We start from the raw sequence: 17,232 nt of genomic DNA on the forward strand, positions 1-17,232 counted from the left end.
TGGATTTTGGGCCTGCTGCGCAGTCCAGCGGGAGCAAGGTCCCTCGCCACGGGTTCAGTATCGTCCTTGAGTCTTCTCTTCACGCCCGCGCAATAGGCAGTCGGGCATCGCCACGGCAGCCGCCAACCCTAGCAACGACACCGCCGCGCTGATCATCAGCAAATGCCGGAACGTCGCTTGTAGCTCCTCGCGCAAGGCATCCCGTGCCGCGCCCGGCGCGGCGTTCAGGCCGTCGAGCAGCACGTTGCCGGAATGCCCTTCGCCGATCACTGACGAACCGGCGAGCTGGGCGAAACCTGAATCCTGCAACAGCGCCAGCAGCAGCGCCGACATCAATGCCACGCCGACCGCGCCGCCCAATGAGCGGAACAGGTTGGTGGTGCTGGTGGCCACGCCGATGTCCTGTTGCTGCACCGAATTCTGCGAACCCACCAGCGAGGTGGGAAATTGCATGCCGGACGCGATGCCGCCAAGCAGCATGAACAGGCTGCTGAGCCAGAATGCCGCGGGCGAGGTGAAGGCCATGCCGAGGATGGCGAACGGGAAGAGTAGGGCGCCACTGAGGATCATCGGTTTGTAGCGACCGGTGATCGAGGTGCGCCGTCCGGCGAAATAGGCGCCCATCGGCAGACCCATCGCCAGTGGCAGCAAATGCAGCGCGGCACTGTCGGCACCGGCGCCGGTCACGCTCTGAAAGCGCAACGGCACCAGCACCGTCAGTGAGATCGCCTGGAAACTGGTGAAGAACACCGTGCACCAGCACAACACCGCGCTGCGGTTGACGAACAGGTGCATGGGCAGCAACGGCTCCCGGGCGCGGCGCTCATGCCAGGCGAATACCCCTAGCACGACCACGGCGCCACCGAGCAGCCCGAGCACTTCGCGGCTGTGCCAGGCGTGGCCCTGGCCCACCTGGGTAATGCCCAGCAGCAAGGCGGTCAGGCCGATGATCAGCAACACGGTGCCCAGGTAGTCGATGATGGGCGTGCGTTGCGGCACCGGCAGCCCCACCAGTGTGCGCCGGGCCACGAGCCAGGCGCCCAGGCCCAGCGGCAGGTTGATCCAGAACACCCAGCGCCAGGACAGGTATTCGGTCATGTAGCCGCCCAGCACCGGCCCGGCGACGCTGGCCACCGCATACATGCTGCTGAAGTAACCCTGGTAACGGCCGCGTTCCCTGGGCGGGATGATGTCGCCGATGATCGCCTGGCTCACGGAGATCATCCCGCCAGCGCCGATGCCCTGGAAAATCCGCGCCAGTACCAGTTGCTGCATGTCCTGCGCCAGGCCGCAGAACAGCGAGGCGAGCGTGAACAGGCCCATGCCGAACAGCATCAATGGCCGCCTGCCGTACAGGTCGCCCAGCTTGCCGTAGATCGGCACCGCAACGGTCATCGCGACCATGTAGCCGGAGATCACCCAGGCCAGCAGGCTGACATCCTTGAATTGCGCGGAAATCGCCGGCATCGAGACGGCGACGATGGTCTGGTCCAACGCCCCGAGGAAAATCGCCAGCATCAGCGCCACCAGCACGCTGCGGATGGCGGGTTGCGGGGCTTGAGGCGTATCGGGCTGATTCAAGGCTGGACCTGCGGGCATCGCGCCGGGGAGGCGAATGGACGGGAGCCCGCAGTTTAAATCGATAGTTGGCTATTCGATAGCCTCGTAAGGAAGGCCGACGTAATTTTCCGCAATGGTTTTTCGACCGGCCTCGGAGTCGACGAAATACTCCAGCTCCGCTTCGCTGATGCGCTGGTTGAACGCGTCGTCGTCGAAGCGATGCAGCATCGACGTCATCCACCAGGAGAACCGTTCGGCCTTCCAGACCCGCCGCAGGCAAATGGCCGAATAGCGTTCCAGGAGATCCACGCGGCCGTCGCGATAGACCTTGAGCAAGATGTTGAACAACGTACTGACGTCGCTGGCGGCCAGGTTCAACCCCTTGGCACCGGTGGGCGGGACGATGTGGGCGGCGTCGCCGACCAAAAACATCCGCCCGTACTGCATCGGTTCGACGACAAAACTGCGCAACGGCGCGATGCTTTTTTCGATGGAGGGTCCGGTCACCAGCGCTTCGGCCAGGTCGGCGGGCAGGCGGTTTTTCAGCTCGCTCCAGAAACGTTCGTCCGGCCAGTCGGCTATCTGTTCCTCGGCGGGCACTTGCAGGTAATAACGGGTGCGGGTTCGCGAGCGCATGCTGCACAGGGCAAAGCCGCGCTCATGGCGAGCGTAGACCAGTTCCTCGTGGACCGGCGGGGTGTCGGCGAGGATGCCGAGCCAGCCGAACGGGTAGACGCGCTCGAAGACCTTGAGTTTTTCCGCCGGGATCGATTGCCGCGCGACGCCGTGGAAGCCGTCGCAGCCGGCCACGTAATCGCAGTCCAGGCGCCAGGTTTCGCCCGCATGCTCGAAGGTCACGAAGGGCTGGTCGGTCTGCAGGTCGTGGGGTTGGGCGTTGTCAACCTGATACAGGGTCCGCGCCCCGGATGCCTCGCGGGCAGCCATCAGGTCGCGGGTGACTTCGGTCTGGCCGTAGACCATGACGTTCTGGCCGCCAGTCAGCCCCTTCAGGTCAATGTGCACGCGCCGGCCATTGAGGACCAGCTCGAAACCATCGTGGGGTAAACCCTCGGCGTCCATGCGCTGGCCGACCCCGGCCTGGCGCAGCAACTGCACCATGCCTTGCTCAAGCACGCCGGCGCGGATGCGGCTGAGGACGTAGTCGGGTGTCTGGCGTTCCAGGATCAGCGTGTCGATGCCGGCGTTGTGTAACAACTGGCCGAGCAGCAGTCCAGAGGGGCCGGCGCCGATAATGGCGACTTGGGTCTTGAGGGTTTTCATTGTTGTTATGACTCGCAAGAGCACGCGACCAGGGTCGGTGTTTATTATTAGTAATCCTGGCCTGCATTTTTCGCTTGCGAACCTGTCAATTGAAGGGGAAAACTGCGCTGAAACCTGTACTTTCTGCCAATCGGTGCGATTACCGCCCGTAACCCGAGGCCAACCCTCGTATGAAGAAAACCGAGCTGCCTTCGATACCGGTGTTCAAGCTCTATGGCGAGAGCCAGGATTGGCCGACGCCGGACCTGCTGCATTGCGAAACCATTTCCACGCGCAGCAGCGAACACCAGTGGGAAATCAAACCCCATCGGCATGCGGACCTGTGTCAGTTGCTGTTTGTCTACAAGGGCCAGGCCGAGCTGGAGATAGAAGGCCAGCGCACCCGCCTCGACGAGCCGGCCGTGCAGATCCTGCCGCCCTTGTCAGTGCATGGCTTTCGTTTTTCCGAGGATGTGCAAGGTTACGTGGTTACCCTGGCGGCGCCGCTGGTGACGCATCTGCAAGGGCAGCTCGGGCATTCGGTGAATATCCTGGCCCAGGCCGAAGCCTACCCGGCCGGCGAAAACGCCGACTACCTCAACAGCCTGTTCAGCGCCTTGCAGGCGGAATATGTTGGCCACGAACCGGCCCGGGAAATGCTGATGCATGCATTGGTCAGCGTGATCATGGTCTGGGTCAGTCGTCAGGTAATGGACAGGCGTACCTCGTCGCAGCGCCCGCAACGGGCCCGGGAATATCTCAACGGGTTCATCCAGCTGGTGGAGGAAACCTATCGCCAGCACGTCAAGGTCGAAGACCTCGCCCATCGCCTGGGCATCTCGGTATCGCACCTCAACGGCACCTGTCGCGAGCTGGCCGGGCAACCGGCGTTGCAGATCATGCACGAGCGCCAGCTGCTGGAGGCCAAGCGGCTGCTGACCTACACCGGCATGACCATCTACGAGATCTCCGAACTGCTCGGCTTTTCCGACCCGACCAATTTCACCCGGCTGTTTCGCCGGCGTGTCGGCATTTCGCCCAAGGCCTTCCGCGACCGGCTCAAGACCGATCAGCAGGACGACTGAAACCGCTTCAGCGCAGAGCGTTCAGGGATGCGTTGTGCGGTATGCAGCGTTCGAAGTTGCAACTGGCGTATTCACGGGGCAACTGCCTGGCCTGTTCGACCCGATAAGCCGCGGTGCCGTACAGCGCTAGCGTGGCCGTGCAGGTGACAAAAATGGCGAGGCGTCTTCTTGTTTTGATGTTCATGGCGATGACCTCTGAACGAATACCCGGGGGTACTGTTTTCAGCATAGGTCAGCCATGGCGAGTTGCCAGTCGGGCGGGTTTTGTGTGTAGCCCGGTATTCAGACCACTGATAGCGCCAGGTGCAGGGATTCATTGTGACGAGGGAGCTTGCTCCCGCTGGGCTGCGCAGCGGCCCCAGGATTTTGCGGTCGCTGCGCAACCGAGCGGGAGCAAGCTCCCTCGCCACAGGTGCTTTTCAGGCCCGAAGGGGTGTCAGGATTATTCCAAATGCTCAGGCTTCATCGGATCACCCGGCTTGACGTCGAGCTGGTGCCGCACGTCTTCGAACATCTCGTCGTAATACTTGTGCATCGAGCCGATGCTGGCGGTCTTGGGCATGCCGTACTGCTGGGCGATGCGCGTGGCGTGGCGGGCGAAGTCGAAGGCCTGGTCCTTGGCCAGGAAAAACGTCTCGTCCACGTTCTTGTCTTCCACCGTGCCGTGTAGCCGGAACGACATGCCTGTGCCTTCCTTGGGATCCTGGGTCACCGCGTAATCGATGCACAGGTTGTAGCTGTAGTCGTCCTTGTTCAGCGCATGGCGTTCCATGTGCAGGTGACCGGGTTGGAACGTGGCCATAAGGGCCTCTCCTTCGAAGGCGTGGAGAACGGCAGACACCGCGCCTGCCGTATAAGTTTTGTGGTTGCCGACAAACAATCCCCGCCGTTGCCGTGCTGATGCGCGTGCCGGCGGTGCCCTGGACGATAGCCTCGATGCCCGACAGCGAACTTGCTCGCGATGGCGATCGAACGATCACCACTGGGGGCGATGTGCGCCCAGTTCGGTGGCCGGCAGGGCCCACTGCAACGGTGTGCCGGTGATTTTCAGCGGCACCTGCAAGCGGTGCGCCGGGCCCCAGGGCGTTTGTTCCACCAGCAGTCCCTGGTCGGCCTCGTCTTCGGGGCGCAACGCAGCCCCGTCGTCGGCGCCACCCTCGATCAACAGCTTCGCCGTACGGGCCAGCGACAAGCGTGCCGAACCGCCACGGCCATCGGCCAAGCGTCGAGCCAGCAGTACGATCGCACTGGCCGCCATCAGGTAGCCGGTGCCGTGGTCCAGCGCCTGGACGGGCAGCGGCGTCGGTTTGTCTGTCTGTTTCCAGGCCATGCCGGCCTCGGCGATGCCGCTGCTCATCTGCACCAGGCTGTCGAAGCCGCGTCGGTGTTGCCAGGGGCCGCTCCAGCCGTAGGCGTTGAGGCTGACGTCGATCAGCCCGGGCGCCAGCTGGCGGCGTTGTGCGGCACCGTAGCCCAGGCGCTCGAGCGCGTCGGCGCGGTAGCCGTGCAGGAGGATGTCAGCATCCTTGAGCAATCCTTCGAACGTCGCGCGGTCGGTGGGCTGATGCAGATCGAGGCGGGCGCAGCGTTTGCCGAGGGTGACTTCCGGAACCGCGCCGGGTTCGTTCCAGGTCGGCGGGTCGATGCGCAGCACATCGGCGCCCAGCCCGGCCAAAAAACGGCTGGCAATCGGACCGGCCAGCACGCGGGTCAGGTCAAGCACCTTCAAACCCGCCAGCGGCTGGGCGACGGAGCCGAGCCAGGGTTCAAGCGCAGCTGCACGCGTGTCATCGAAGTGAACAAGCGGTTCGGCGTTCACCGCCAAACCTTGCGGATGGGCCTGCCACGCCTGCCAGGAACGCATCTGTGCAGCGCAACCACCGGCGTCGACCACGGCCTGTTCCAGTTCGGCCTTGTTCCAACGGACAACTTTGTTCGCCATGTCGGCGCGGTCGGTGCAGCTGCCGAGGACTTTTTCCGCAGCAAGGCGATGATGCGGTGCATTGGTGTGCAGGCGGATCCAGCCGTCGGCGGTGGCGTAGTCGCCAGCCACCGGGTCCCACAGCGGCGGTACGCTCCAGCCGACGGGCCGCAGGGACGTGACGAACCAGAACGAGGCCAGGCGCCGGTCGACTTCAAGCGTCGGCAGGCGGCCGGTTTGCTGATGAATGAGTTCGGCGACCGCTTGACCGGCCGTAGCGATGCTGGCGCAGGCCAACTCGGTAACGGCGAACGCAGAGGGCAGCGCGCCTTCGCCAGTGAAGGGGATCGGGGTCGTGGGCAAACCGAGGGCGGTTTGCATGGATGTGAGCAGATCTGACATCGAAAGCCCTCCAGGCGAGAGCGCGAGCATAGTTCAAAATTGTGTAGGGGGCCGTTTCGCGCCCCAGCGGGAGCAAGCTCCCTCGCCACGAGTTTCCGGGCGTGACCAGATCCACAGGTTGCCCAGGCCCATGCCGGCCATGGCCAGGTACATCGGCCAGCCGTGGGCAAGCATCAGCCACATCATTGCGGCACAACCGAGCATGCTGATCGTGGCGCCGACCTTGGCCCGGCGCGGGATGACCTTGCCGTTGCGCCAGTTGTGCAGCATCGGCCCGAACAACCGATGGCGCTCCAGCCAGGCGCTCAGACGCGGCGAACTGCGGGTCGCGGCCCAGGCGGCGAGCAGGATGAACTCGGTGGTCGGCAGGCCGGGCACGACCAAGGCGATGAGGCCGAGGGCCAGGCTGGTGTAGGCGAGCAGGGCGAAGAGCAGTTGGCTGGGTTTTGAGGGTATACGGCTCATGTATTTCTATCCGACATGCGCTTTACCTTGTGGGAGCGAGCTTGCTCGCGATGACGGACTGCCAGTCGCCATAGATGTTGCCTGATGTACCGCCATCGCGAGCAAGCTCGCTCCCACAAGGGCGTGGGTGACCGTCAGGCCAGCTCGGCCGCGTAGGCGTGTTCCAGCAACACGGTAAACCGGTTGAAGGCCTCCAGCGCGCCTTTGTCCGCCTCGGCTTCCTGCTGTTCGGTGAAGGCCAGGCCGTCGAGGGTACGGGTAAAGGTTTTCCAGCCTTCGGCACGGCCGCCCTCCGGTTCCGCCAGGTGCCGGGCGCCGAAGGTTTCGTTCATTCCCAGGGCCACGGCACGCTTGATCAGGAACGCGGCGCCGAGCTTCGAGCCCTCGGAAACGAACAGCCAGCCCAGCGCTTCGGCCTGGCTCGGGTTTTTTACCGCTCCGGCCACCGGCGCGGGCACTTCGGCGTCCAGGTCCGCGAGATCCGCCTTGGCCGCTTCGGCGCGGCAGCGGGCCGGCAGGTCGGGGATCAGGGCAGCCAGTTGCGCGTCGTTGTACAGCGCCACCAGTTCTGACTGGAACAGGTATTGGGCGACGACGAAGCGCGCGTAGCCGGCCTGGGTTTCGAATGGGGCGTGGGCTTTGACCAGGGCGTCGAGCTTGCCGTGGGGCTCGTGGGTGATCTGGTTCAGGCGCTGGGAGCGTAGGGCGGGGCGTGGGGTGGTCATGAAAAAATCCTTGAAGTGAATACATCGTGGCGAGGGGATAAATCCCCTCGCCACAGGGAACTGTTGCCTGGAACCGGATCAGATATCCCAGATCAGGTTGACCGCGAAGTTGCGCCCCGGCGCCGTCAGGCGATCGAGGTTGGCCGGGCTCAGCACCGCCGCTTCGCCGACGCTGTCGTAGCCGCGCACGTCATCCCACAGCCAGTACTTCTTGTCGGTGAGGTTGTAGAGGCCGCCGCTGACGGTGACGTCGTTAGTCACCTTGTAGTAGCCGCTCAGGTCGAGAATGCCGAAGCCCGGCGTCTTGAACTGGCCGCTGACGCCGTCGGGCGAATTGAAGTTGCTGTCGTCGACGCGGTTTTTCTTCTGGACCAGGGTCCAGCTGAGCAAGGTGCCGAACTGCTCCTGGTCGTAGCCCAGGCCGAACACGCCGGTAAGCGGGTTGACGCTGTTGAGCGGCTCGCCCGTGTCGTTGTTGCGGCCATACAGGTAGGCCACCGAGCCCTGGGTGTAGAGGCCTGTTGGCGCACCGAACACGTCCAGGTCCAGGCGTCCCTTGGCTTCGATGCCCTTGATGGTGGCGTGCTTGATGTTGTTGCTCTGGAAGGTCAACTGGTCGGCGCCGGGCGTGATGGCGTCTTCGTTGATGAAGTCGCGGTACTTGTTGTAGAACACCGCCACGTCGAACGATCCGGAGTCGAAACGACCGCGCAGGCCGGTTTCGTAGCTTTTGCTTTTTTCCGGTTCCAGGTCGGGATTGGGTTCCACGCTGTAGCCCACGCCGGCGTTATCGAAACGTCCGTACAAGGCCTTGGCGGTCGGGGTGCGGAACCCTTCGGCGTATTGGCCGTACCAGGTGTACTGGTCGGTCAGGGCGTAGGTCAGGCCGAACTTCGGCGAGACGCGATGCCAGTTCTTGTCCTCGCCACTCACCGTACCGCCGTTGGTGGGGTCCACGGTGCGCAGGAATTCCTCGGTCAGGCGTGGCTTGAGCCGGGTGTAGTCGTAGCGCAGCGCCGGGGTGAAGGTCCATTTGTCCCAGCTGATCTGGTCCTGGGCGAAAACGCTGTAGGTGTTGATGGTCGGGTCCGGGAAGTCGCTGGCTTTGGCCAATACGTCCCGGGTGCTGATGGCGCCGACGGCGGGGCAGCCCACGCCGACCGCCAGGCACACGCCGTTGCCGCTGCGTGAGCCGGTGACTTTCTGATGTTTGAGCGTGGTGCCGTAGGTCAGTGTGTGATCGGTGTCGGCCACCCTGAATGACTTGTCCGCCTGCGCGTCGAAGACCCACTGTTTTTCTTCATAGAGCGTTTCACGGGTGCGCAACACCCGGCGGGTGATCGGGAAATAGAACTCGGCGGTGGGCTGGTCGGTCTTGGCGATCTGGTGGTTGAGGCTCCACTTGATGTTGTCGGCCAGCAGGCTGTCGAGGGCGAAGCTATGCTCCAGGCCGAAACGCTCGCGGGTAATCGTATCGTTACCGGTGCGCCACTGGTACATGCCGCCGGGCAGGATGGAGGCGGGAATGGCTGGTTGGCCGTTGGAATAGGGCCCGCCGTAGGCGCTTTTCAGGTCGACGTCGCGATCGTTCTTGTACTTCTCGTACACCAGGCTCAGGCGTGCGTCAGCGCTGTAGTCCCAGCCGAGTTTGGCCAGCACGTTGTTGGCGCGCACATCTTCCGGGTTGGCGGCGGTGCGGTCCAGGCCGGTGCCGTTGTTGCTGCCGTAGGATTCGGTCTCGTGGCCGTTGCGCTGGCTGTAATGCAACAGCCCGTCGAACGGCCCGCTGCGGCCGGCGACGGTGGCGGATTTGAGCCAGCTCTCATCGACGGAGCTGTAGCCGGTCTTGAGACGCGCGCCGACGTCCTTGCCGGGCTTGATGATGTCGTCCGGATCGAGGGTGAAATAACTGACGACACCACCGATCGCGTTGCTGCCGTACAGCACCGAGGCCGGGCCGCGCAGAATCTCCACGCGCTTGATGATTTCCGGGTCGACGTAGTTGCGTTGGGTCTTGGCGTACGGGCCGTTGAAGAAACCGCCGGGGATTTCCACGCCGTCGACCTGGGTCAGGATCCGGTTGCCGTCGATGCCGCGGATGTTGTAGCCGCTGATGCCGCCGCGCTGGCCCGCGCCGCCCACCGACACGCCGGGCTCATAGCGTACCAGGTCCTTGATGGTGTTGACGTTGTTGCGGTCCAGCTCCTGGCGATCATGGATCGAAACGGTGCTCGGTACGCTGGCGATGTCTTGTTCCTGGCGGGTGGCGCTGATGGTCACCTGTTGCAACTCCAGCGCGCTGCCGGCGCTGCGTTTTTCCAGGACGATGTTGTTATTGCCCAGTTTGCGGTAGCTCAGGTTGGTCCCCACCAACAGGCGCTCCAAGGCTTTTTCCGGCGGCAGCGAGCCGTCCACCCCCGGCGAGGCGACGCCTTCGGCCAGCTCTGCCGGCAGCCCCACCTGCCAGCCGGTGACGGCGGTAAAGGCGTTCAGGGCGGAAACCAGTGGTTGCCGGGCGATGCTGAAGGTGTAGTCGCCCATGTTGCGCGCTGGCGGTTGCTCGGCGGTGGCAGCCAGCGCCGCCGGCGCGGTGCCGGTCATCAGGATGGCGGCGGTCAGCAGTGACAGCGTGCAAGAGGGGGCAAGAAACCGGCAAGTAAGGCGAGAGGACATCGATAGCGCTCCGTGTCGCATCTGTTATAGGTGCAGATTGGCATCGCGAGATGCGAATCAATTGCATTGGCTATAACGAGACGAACCAGCGGGAGCTATCGAGTAAAAATAATTCTCATTCAGTTCAGGATCACCAGCGCCGGGAATTCCTGGAGGCGGGCAGAGGTGATATGGGCCAGGGAGCGCACCACGTCCAGCGGCTGGTCGAGGCGATAGTTACCCGTCACGGCCACGCCGGCCAACTGCTGGTTGTTGTTGATGATCCAGCCCGGGTAGTAGCGTCGCAACTCCGCCAGTACCTGGCCCAGCGGCCGATTCTCGAACACCAGCCGACCCTGGACCCAGGCCAGGTCCGTGCCGACATCGAGGCGTGCCGGGCGGTCGAAGCCGTTGGGACCGATGCGGATACTTTCGCCGGCCGACAAGCGGACATGGGCATCGTAGCGGGTCGCACGCAGGTCGACATCGCCGCGCTGCACCTGGACCTGAGCGACGCCGTCCAGGTAACGCACGGCAAACGTGGTGTCGCTGACACTCGCGGTTACCGGCCCGGCGTCGATCACCAACGGCACATTACGACTGGCCGGCACTTCGAAAAAAGCCTCGCCCTTGTAGAGCCGGGCCACGTGCCGCTGTTCGTCGAAGGAACTGGAAAACGCCGAGTCGGTATTCAGCAGGACCTTGGAACCGTCTTCCAGTTGCAGGCGCTGGCGCTCACCGACCACGGTCAGGTGATCGGCCTGGAATTGCAGGGGCAGGTCGCTGAAATTGAACAACCCGAGCAACAGCACGGCGGCGGTGGCCAGGGGTTTCCAATGGGCTCGCAGGCGCGACAGCGCGGTGGCCTTGGGGCGAGCCTGGAGCTGTCGGGCGCTTTCGATGATCTGTGGGCCGTTCCAGATCGCCTGGGCCCTGGAGAACGCTTCGCCATGACGCGGATCTGCCGCCAGCCAGGCCTGGAACTGTCGGGTCTGTTCATCGCTGGGGCTGTCGAGCAGGACCAGCCAGTCCAGCGCCTGGTCCATGGCGTGGGCGGTGTCCTGTGCCGCAGCGGCTTCAGGTGAGCGATGGTTGTCCGTCACGGTGGGTCCTCGGCAGTGTCTTTGCACGGCTGCTTGTAATCAGGCGACCAAGACTAGCAGGCTCGTTGGCCAACGCAATCGGCGTGGTCGTTGGCCGCCAGTGTCCTGCAGACTCAATCGGCGCCCAGGCGTTCGGCCACGCCCACGCAAATCGCCATGATCAATTTCAGTTCTTTCTGCACGGTGCTCAGCGACACGCCCAAGCGTTCGGCGATGTCCTGGTAACTGTGGCCATGCAGGCGGTTGAGGATGAAGATCTGCTGCTGGCGCGGGCTCAGCGACTGCAGGCTGAGGTTGAGTTGTTCAAGCAATCGGCCGGCATGGGCAGCGTCCTCGGCGCTGCTTTGCGGGGCGATGACGTTGTTCACCACATCCACCGGCACGTCGTCCAGCAGCGTGCGTGACTGGATGCGTCGCGCGCGCAGATGGTCGAGCGCCAGGTTGCGGGCGGTCTGGAAGACGAAGGGTTCGAGATGCTCGACCGTGCGCTCGTTCAGGGCGCGGGTGACGCGCAGGTAGGTTTCCTGAAGCAGGTCTTCGGCGGTGCTGGGGTTGTTGACCATGCGTTCGAGGGTGCGCAGCAGCGGCATGCGCTGGGCGAGGAAAACCTGATGGAAGCGTGATTGGCTCACGGTAGGGCTCGGTTCGGTTCGAGTAGATGATAATGCTTATCATATACTCGAAAGGTCAAGCCTTGATTTGGTGCTCAAGGTTGCACCACCGCGCCCGGCACCAGCGGCAATTCCAGGGTGGCGATGAATCCGCCGTCGGGGTGGTTCGCCAATCCCAGGGTTCCGCCATGCCGTTCCGCCGCACGGCGCGCGATCGCGAGGCCGAGGCCATGCCCGGGGGCGGTCTGGCCGGGAGCGCGATAAAACGGTTCGCTCAACTGGCCCAGGTGTTCGGCCTCTACGCCGGGGCCGTGGTCGCGCACGCTGATCATTATCCGTTCCCCTTGGCGCGCGGCACGCATCTCGATGGGTTGCCCGGCAGGGTTGAAACGCTGGGCGTTGCGCAGGAGATTGTCCAGCGCCCGCTCGATCATGGTGGGCCAGCCCTTGAGCGTCAGTTGCGGCTCGGCTTCCAGGCGCACGTGTTGCTCCGGTGAAGCCAGCTGGGCGTCTTTTTGCAGGTTCTCCAGCAAACCGTTGAGGTCGACTTCCTCGGCGCTGGCGTTGTCGGCGTCGACCCGGGCCAACACGAGGATTTCGCTGATCAGCGCTTCCAGGCGGTCGCATTCGCGTGTCAGGCGCGGCCAGAGTTTCTCACGCTCGGCGGGGCTCGCCCGCTCCGCCAGCGCCAGGGCGATGCGCAGCCGGGCCAGGGGCGAGCGCAGTTCATGGGAAACATCACGGAGCAATTGGCGCTGGCTGGCGATCAGGCTTTGCAGGCGCGCACCCATGCGATTGAAGTCAGTGGCCAGTACGCCGAATTCGTCCCGGCGGTTGGCCAGTTTGGCGAGGCTGTTCTGCTGGTACGTGGCTTGCCCCAGATCATGCACCGCGCCGCGCAGGCGGCTCAGCGGGCGGGTGATGGAGAGGGTCACCAACAGGCTGAACAAAGTCAGTACCACCAGCGCAATGGCCAGGGCACTGAGGGGCCAGAGCAGGCTGTCGCGGTGCCAGGCGTCCAGTTCGGGATGGGGGATGCGGTAGATGAACAGGTAGGTGTCACCGGTCTTGGCGCTGGTGAACTCGTCGGTCAAGCGCCGCCACGGGAGGCGTCGGTCGTCGTTGTTCTGGCGTGCCTCGAAAGCCGCGGCGCGATGGGGAAAGGTGCCGCGCACCACCGGGTCGCCGCTCTCGTTGAGCACCTGGACGTCGATGTGATACTTGCGCTTGCGCTGTTGCAGGATGTCTTGCGCGGCCTCTTCGCCCTGGCTTTCGTAGGATTGCGTCCATTCTTCGGCCAGGGTGTTGAGCCCAGGATGGCGGCTGAGGATCCAGGCGTCCTGGTTCAGCATGTGGCCCATGAGGATCGAAAGTCCCGCGACCAGGGCGATGGCCAGCCAGAAACTGGCCAGGATGCGCCAGAACAGTGAACGCACGGATTTATCCTCGAAAACCAGGAAAGCCCAACGGCGGCATGCCGTTGGGCTGGGGGTGCTTCAGCGCATTATTGCGCTTTTTGCGGCTGTTGCGCTTTCCAGGCCTTGAATTCGGCCCACTCGGCCCGACGTTCGGCGCGTTTTTTCTGGATGGCGTCAAACTCTTTCTGCTGCTCGGGCTTCAGCAAGCCACGGATCTGGGCATCGACTTTCTGGTGCCGCGCTTGCATTTCGTCCTGCATGGCTTTCTGGTCGGCTGGCGACAGCTTGGCCAGGTACTTGTCGACCAGTTCGCGTTGCTCATGGCGCTGTTCACCCATGATCCGGCGAATCTGCTCGCGTTGTTCGCGGGTCAGGTCCAGTTGGCTGTAGGGGCCTTTATCGTGCATCTGGCCACCGTGACGCGGACCGTCCATCGGGCCCATCGGCCCCGGGCCTTCGGGCATGGCCATGGCCACGGTCGGCAGGGCGGCGGCGAACATCAGAGCGGTAAGGGTCTTGCGCATGGTGTCTCTCCTTGTCTCGTTCCCGGTCAGTTCCGGATGTGTGCAGGTTACAAAGATCAAGGTCAGCGGCGGTCAGGGGTGGGTAAAGCTTGGGTAAAGACAGTTTGGCGAGGACCTGACAAATCTGCAGGCCCGAACACAAAGCCCTGTGATGGGGGTACTTGCTGTGGTGAGGGCGCTTTTGTGGCGAGGGAGCTTGCTCCCGCTCGGTTGCGCAGCAACCGCAGAATCTTGGGGCTACTTCGTAGCCCAGCGGGAGCAAGCTCCCTCGCCACAAAAGCCTCTAGAGGCTGAGAGAAGCCGCAATCTTCAGAGGCTGTAGTAGTAGCCCCGGCTACGCAGGGCGACGATGCGCGGGCGGCCGTCGGGGTGGGGACCGATCTTCTTGCGCAGGTTGCTGACGTGCATGTCGAGGCTGCGGTCGTACAAGGTCAGCTTGCGGCCCAAGGCAATCTGCGCCAGTTCCTGCTTGTCCAGCGGCTCGCCCGGCTGCTTGAGCAGCGCTTCGAGCAGGCGGCTTTCGGAGACGGTGAGGGTCTGTTCCTGTTCATCGATGCTGACCACGCCACGCACCGGGCTGAAGGTCAGGTCACCCAGTTCGATCTGGCTGGAAACCGCGGTGGGATGGCTGCGGCGCAGCACGGCGCGCAGGCGGGCGGTCAGTTCTCGTGGATCGCAAGGCTTGGCCAGGTAATCGTCAGCCCCCAGCTCCAGGCCAAGGATGCGATCTAGCGGTTCGCCGCGGGCCGAGAGCATCAGCACCGGCAATTCCGGGTGATCGTTGCGCAACTGCTTGAGCAGTTCCAGGCCGCTGCCGTCGGGCAGCATCACATCCAGCACCACCGCCGCTGGAGCGGTTTCGGCCAGGGCCTTGCGGGCGCTCTGGCCATCGTGGCAAGCGCGGACCTGGAAACCTTCCTGGCCCAGCCAACTGCCGAGGAGCTCACACAGCTCCTGGTCATCATCAATCAGTAACAGCTCGCTCATGACTCACTCAATTTAGCCATTGCCGACGTTGTCTACGTCCACCGCTGGCAAAGATACCGCAGAGCAGGGCCAATAGCGCTACCCCGGCGCCGACGACGAACCACTGTTGCTGTTCAGTCAGCAGGCGCGGCAGGGGGCTGGACTGGGCTTCCTTGAGTTGCAACTTCAGGCGCTGGTTCTCCTGGCGCAGCCGTCCCACCAGCGCGCTCTCGCGTTCACCGTTGGTGTTCTGCAGTTGCTGGGTGAGTGCTTCACGCATGCGCTCGCTGTCTTTCAGGCGCTGCTGCAATTCGGCGATCTGGCCGCCCGCGCTCAGGGACAAGGGCGCCGAATGAGCAGCCTCGGGGCTTTCCTCGCCGTGGGCGGGTGCTCCAATCGCCAACGAGACCAACAACAGGCACAACCGACCTTTGCGCATTGCAACTCCTGAATTCCAATCGAGATTAGGGTTTGTACGAAAAGTCGCCGAGCGGCGATCAGGCAAGGCGAAAACAGGCGAGGAAGCGGAGTTGACTGGTTGTCAATGAGCATTCCGAGCCTGTTTTCAACGCAGCATGATCGTCGCGCAGGCACTTTTCGTACGAAGCCTAGACAGGTTTTCGGCAGGCAAATGAGAAACATGAGCAACAGGGCAATGAGCCGCGCAGGCTCATTGCCCTGGGGATTTACGGCAGGACTTGCTTGAACGGTTTCACAACGACCTCGGCATAGACGCCAGCTTCCACAAACGGGTCGGCCTTGGCCCAGGCTTGCGCGGTGGCCAGGGAGTCGAACTCGGCCACGATCAGGCTGCCGGTAAAACCCGCGGCGCCCGGATCATTACTGTCCACCGCCGGGTGTGGGCCGGCCAGCACGATGCGACCTTCGGCCTTGAGCTGCTGCAAGCGCTCAAGGTGGGCCGGGCGCACGGCCAGGCGTTTTTCCAGGGAGTCGGCGACGTCGGTGGCAATGATTGCGTAGAGCATGTCAGTCCTCGGTTTTTGGCGTGGTGGGTTCGGCATCGTGCAGGTGACGGGACAGGTAGATGCCCTGGCCGATCAGGAACAGCAAGGTCATGCCCAGGCTGCCGAAGACCTTGAAGTCGACCCAGTACTGCTGGAACGTGAACGCAACGAACAGGTTGGCGGCGCCGCAGAACAGGAAGAAGGCGATCCAGGCGATGTTCAATCGGGTCCAGATCACGTCCGGCAGGCTCAGTGCGTGGCCCATGATGCGCTTGATCAGCAGGCGATCGCCGACGAAGTGGCTGCCGATGAAGGCCAGGGCGAACAGCCAGTTGACCACCGGGGCTTTCCATTTGAGGAAGGTCTCGCTGTGGAAGGCCAGGGTCAGGCTGCCGAATACAAGGCAGGCGATCAGCGTCAGCCACTGGCTCTTCTCCAGCTTGCGCTGCGATACGAACAGCGCGCCGTAGACCACCAGGGAACTGATGATCAGCACCGCGGTGGCGCTGTAGATACCGCCTACAGTCAAGGAGTGGCCGGCGACGTCGACGGTCCGTGGATCAAGTTTGTAGACGATGAAAAACAGCAGGAGCGGGATGAAATCGATGAATTGTTTCACAATGGCAGCCAGAAGCAGGATGTGGCGGCATAATAACAAACATCCTTGGCCGCGATAGGGCCAGCTGATTTGAGGTAACAAAGTCTCGTGAATGTTGATTTGCACTGCCATAGCACGGCCTCCGATGGCGCCCTGGCGCCTGCGATTCTGGTGGCGCGGGCGTTCGAGCACGGCGTGCGAGTCCTGGCCCTGACCGATCACGACACCCTCGAAGGCCTCGACGAGGCGCGTAGCGCCGCCACCGCGCTGGGCATGCAACTGGTCAACGGTGTCGAACTGTCCTGCACCTGGGGCGGGGCGACCATCCACGTGCTGGGCTACGGCTTTGATGTGAATGCACCGTCACTGGTCCAGGCCATTGCCGAATTGCGCGACGGTCGCTGGCTGCGCTCCGAGGAGATCAGCCGCAAACTGGCCCTCAAGGGCATGCCCGGTGCGCTGGAAGGCGCCCGGCAGGTCCAGCAGGAACTGGGTGACAGCGGCAATGCCCCGGCCCGGCCGCATTTTGCCGACTGGATGGTGCGCGAGGGCTTCGTCAAGGACCGCGCCGAAGCCTTCCGAAAATGGCTGGGGGCCGGCAAGCTGGGGGACGTCAAGCAGCACTGGCCCACCCTGCAGGAAACGGTCGAGACTCTGCGGGCCGCTGGGGCGTGGGTCAGCCTGGCGCATCCCTGGCATTATGAATTCACCCGCAGCAAGCGCCGCCGCCTGATAGCCGACTATATTCAAGCAGGGGGCCATGCCATCGAAGTGGTCAATGGCCATCAGCCGGCCGAGCAGGTCGGCAGCCTGGCGATCCTCGCCCGGGAGTTTGGCCTGCTGGTGACCGCCGGGAGTGATTTCCACGGCCCGGGAGGCTGGTCCGAGATTGGCGAATACCGCCCGTTGCCGGAAGATCTGCCACCACTATGGTGTAGATTCAAACATGATCCCGTTATCGCCGCCGTCTGAACAGG

At 63.5% G+C, this 17,232-nt stretch carries 18 protein-coding genes; 2 read left to right on the forward strand and 16 right to left on the reverse strand.

All coding sequences use genetic code 11. The features are described 5' to 3' along the window. Positions 1–54 precede the first annotated feature (54 nt). Both PSH78_RS06555 and pobA read right to left on the reverse strand, forming a co-directional pair. Positions 55–1,599 (reverse strand): MDR family MFS transporter, encoded by a 1,545-nt coding sequence (locus tag PSH78_RS06555; protein ID WP_305499241.1) that lies wholly within the window; start codon positions 1,597–1,599, stop codon positions 55–57. A 51-nt stretch (positions 1,600–1,650) separates the two neighbouring features. Then, positions 1,651–2,841, reverse strand: a complete 1,191-nt coding sequence (gene pobA / locus PSH78_RS06560; protein WP_305499243.1) for a 4-hydroxybenzoate 3-monooxygenase — start codon at positions 2,839–2,841, stop codon at positions 1,651–1,653. Positions 2,842–3,011: 170 nt separating this feature from the next. Here pobA and PSH78_RS06565 point away from each other — a divergent pair, with 170 nt between their 5' ends. After that, entirely contained in the window at positions 3,012–3,905 is an 894-nt protein-coding gene (locus tag PSH78_RS06565) for a helix-turn-helix domain-containing protein (protein ID WP_305499245.1), read from the forward strand. A 7-nt stretch (positions 3,906–3,912) separates the two neighbouring features. Here the strand turns inward: PSH78_RS06565 and PSH78_RS06570 are convergent, their stop codons facing one another. The 14 genes from PSH78_RS06570 to PSH78_RS06635 all read right to left on the reverse strand — a co-directional run bounded on the left by PSH78_RS06570 (position 3,913) and on the right by PSH78_RS06635 (position 16,276). Further along, complete coding sequence (locus PSH78_RS06570) at positions 3,913–4,089, reverse strand: hypothetical protein (protein WP_305499247.1); 177 nt, start codon at positions 4,087–4,089, stop codon at positions 3,913–3,915. 258 nt (positions 4,090–4,347) lie between these two features. After that, positions 4,348–4,707 (reverse strand): DUF5064 family protein, encoded by a 360-nt coding sequence (locus PSH78_RS06575; protein ID WP_305499249.1) that lies wholly within the window; start codon positions 4,705–4,707, stop codon positions 4,348–4,350. A 174-nt stretch (positions 4,708–4,881) separates the two neighbouring features. Beyond that, on the reverse strand, positions 4,882–6,228 hold the full coding sequence (locus tag PSH78_RS06580; RefSeq protein WP_305499251.1) for a CoA transferase: 1,347 nt from the start codon (positions 6,226–6,228) through the stop codon (positions 4,882–4,884). Positions 6,229–6,261: 33 nt separating this feature from the next. Continuing rightward, positions 6,262–6,693: a YbaN family protein gene (locus PSH78_RS06585; protein ID WP_305499252.1), complete on the reverse strand. Its 432-nt coding sequence runs from the start codon at positions 6,691–6,693 to the stop codon at positions 6,262–6,264. Between the two features lie 134 nt (positions 6,694–6,827). Beyond that, a complete protein-coding gene (locus PSH78_RS06590) occupies positions 6,828–7,418 on the reverse strand; it encodes a biliverdin-producing heme oxygenase (RefSeq protein ID WP_305499254.1) in 591 nt (196 codons plus the stop codon). 78 nt (positions 7,419–7,496) lie between these two features. Then, positions 7,497–10,091, reverse strand: a complete 2,595-nt coding sequence (locus PSH78_RS06595) for a TonB-dependent receptor (protein WP_305499256.1) — start codon at positions 10,089–10,091, stop codon at positions 7,497–7,499. Between the two features lie 119 nt (positions 10,092–10,210). Beyond that, positions 10,211–11,173: a FecR domain-containing protein gene (locus PSH78_RS06600; protein WP_305499258.1), complete on the reverse strand. Its 963-nt coding sequence runs from the start codon at positions 11,171–11,173 to the stop codon at positions 10,211–10,213. Positions 11,174–11,286: 113 nt separating this feature from the next. Next, positions 11,287–11,805 carry an RNA polymerase sigma factor gene (locus PSH78_RS06605; RefSeq protein WP_305499260.1) on the reverse strand — a complete coding sequence of 173 codons (519 nt, stop codon included), beginning with the start codon at positions 11,803–11,805 and terminating at the stop codon, positions 11,287–11,289. 74 nt (positions 11,806–11,879) lie between these two features. Further along, entirely contained in the window at positions 11,880–13,220 is a 1,341-nt protein-coding gene (locus PSH78_RS06610) for a HAMP domain-containing sensor histidine kinase (protein WP_305499262.1), read from the reverse strand. Between the two features lie 68 nt (positions 13,221–13,288). Continuing rightward, positions 13,289–13,726, reverse strand: a complete 438-nt coding sequence (locus PSH78_RS06615) for a Spy/CpxP family protein refolding chaperone (RefSeq protein ID WP_305499264.1) — start codon at positions 13,724–13,726, stop codon at positions 13,289–13,291. Positions 13,727–14,035: 309 nt separating this feature from the next. Beyond that, positions 14,036–14,713, reverse strand: a complete 678-nt coding sequence (locus PSH78_RS06620) for a response regulator transcription factor (RefSeq protein ID WP_283553908.1) — start codon at positions 14,711–14,713, stop codon at positions 14,036–14,038. Between the two features lie 7 nt (positions 14,714–14,720). Further along, on the reverse strand, positions 14,721–15,131 hold the full coding sequence (locus tag PSH78_RS06625; RefSeq protein WP_305499267.1) for a translation initiation factor 2: 411 nt from the start codon (positions 15,129–15,131) through the stop codon (positions 14,721–14,723). 247 nt (positions 15,132–15,378) lie between these two features. Next, on the reverse strand, positions 15,379–15,678 hold the full coding sequence (locus PSH78_RS06630; RefSeq protein WP_305499269.1) for a YciI family protein: 300 nt from the start codon (positions 15,676–15,678) through the stop codon (positions 15,379–15,381). Between the two features lies 1 nt (position 15,679). Continuing rightward, positions 15,680–16,276, reverse strand: coding sequence for a septation protein A (locus PSH78_RS06635; RefSeq protein ID WP_305499270.1), 597 nt, complete (start codon positions 16,274–16,276; stop codon positions 15,680–15,682). 87 nt (positions 16,277–16,363) lie between these two features. Between PSH78_RS06635 and PSH78_RS06640 the strand changes: the two genes are divergently transcribed. After that, complete coding sequence (locus PSH78_RS06640; protein WP_305499271.1) at positions 16,364–17,227, forward strand: PHP domain-containing protein; 864 nt, start codon at positions 16,364–16,366, stop codon at positions 17,225–17,227. Positions 17,228–17,232 lie beyond the last annotated feature (5 nt).

The organism is Pseudomonas sp. FP198, from assembly GCF_030687895.1.
Classification (GTDB): Bacteria; Pseudomonadota; Gammaproteobacteria; order Pseudomonadales; family Pseudomonadaceae; genus Aquipseudomonas.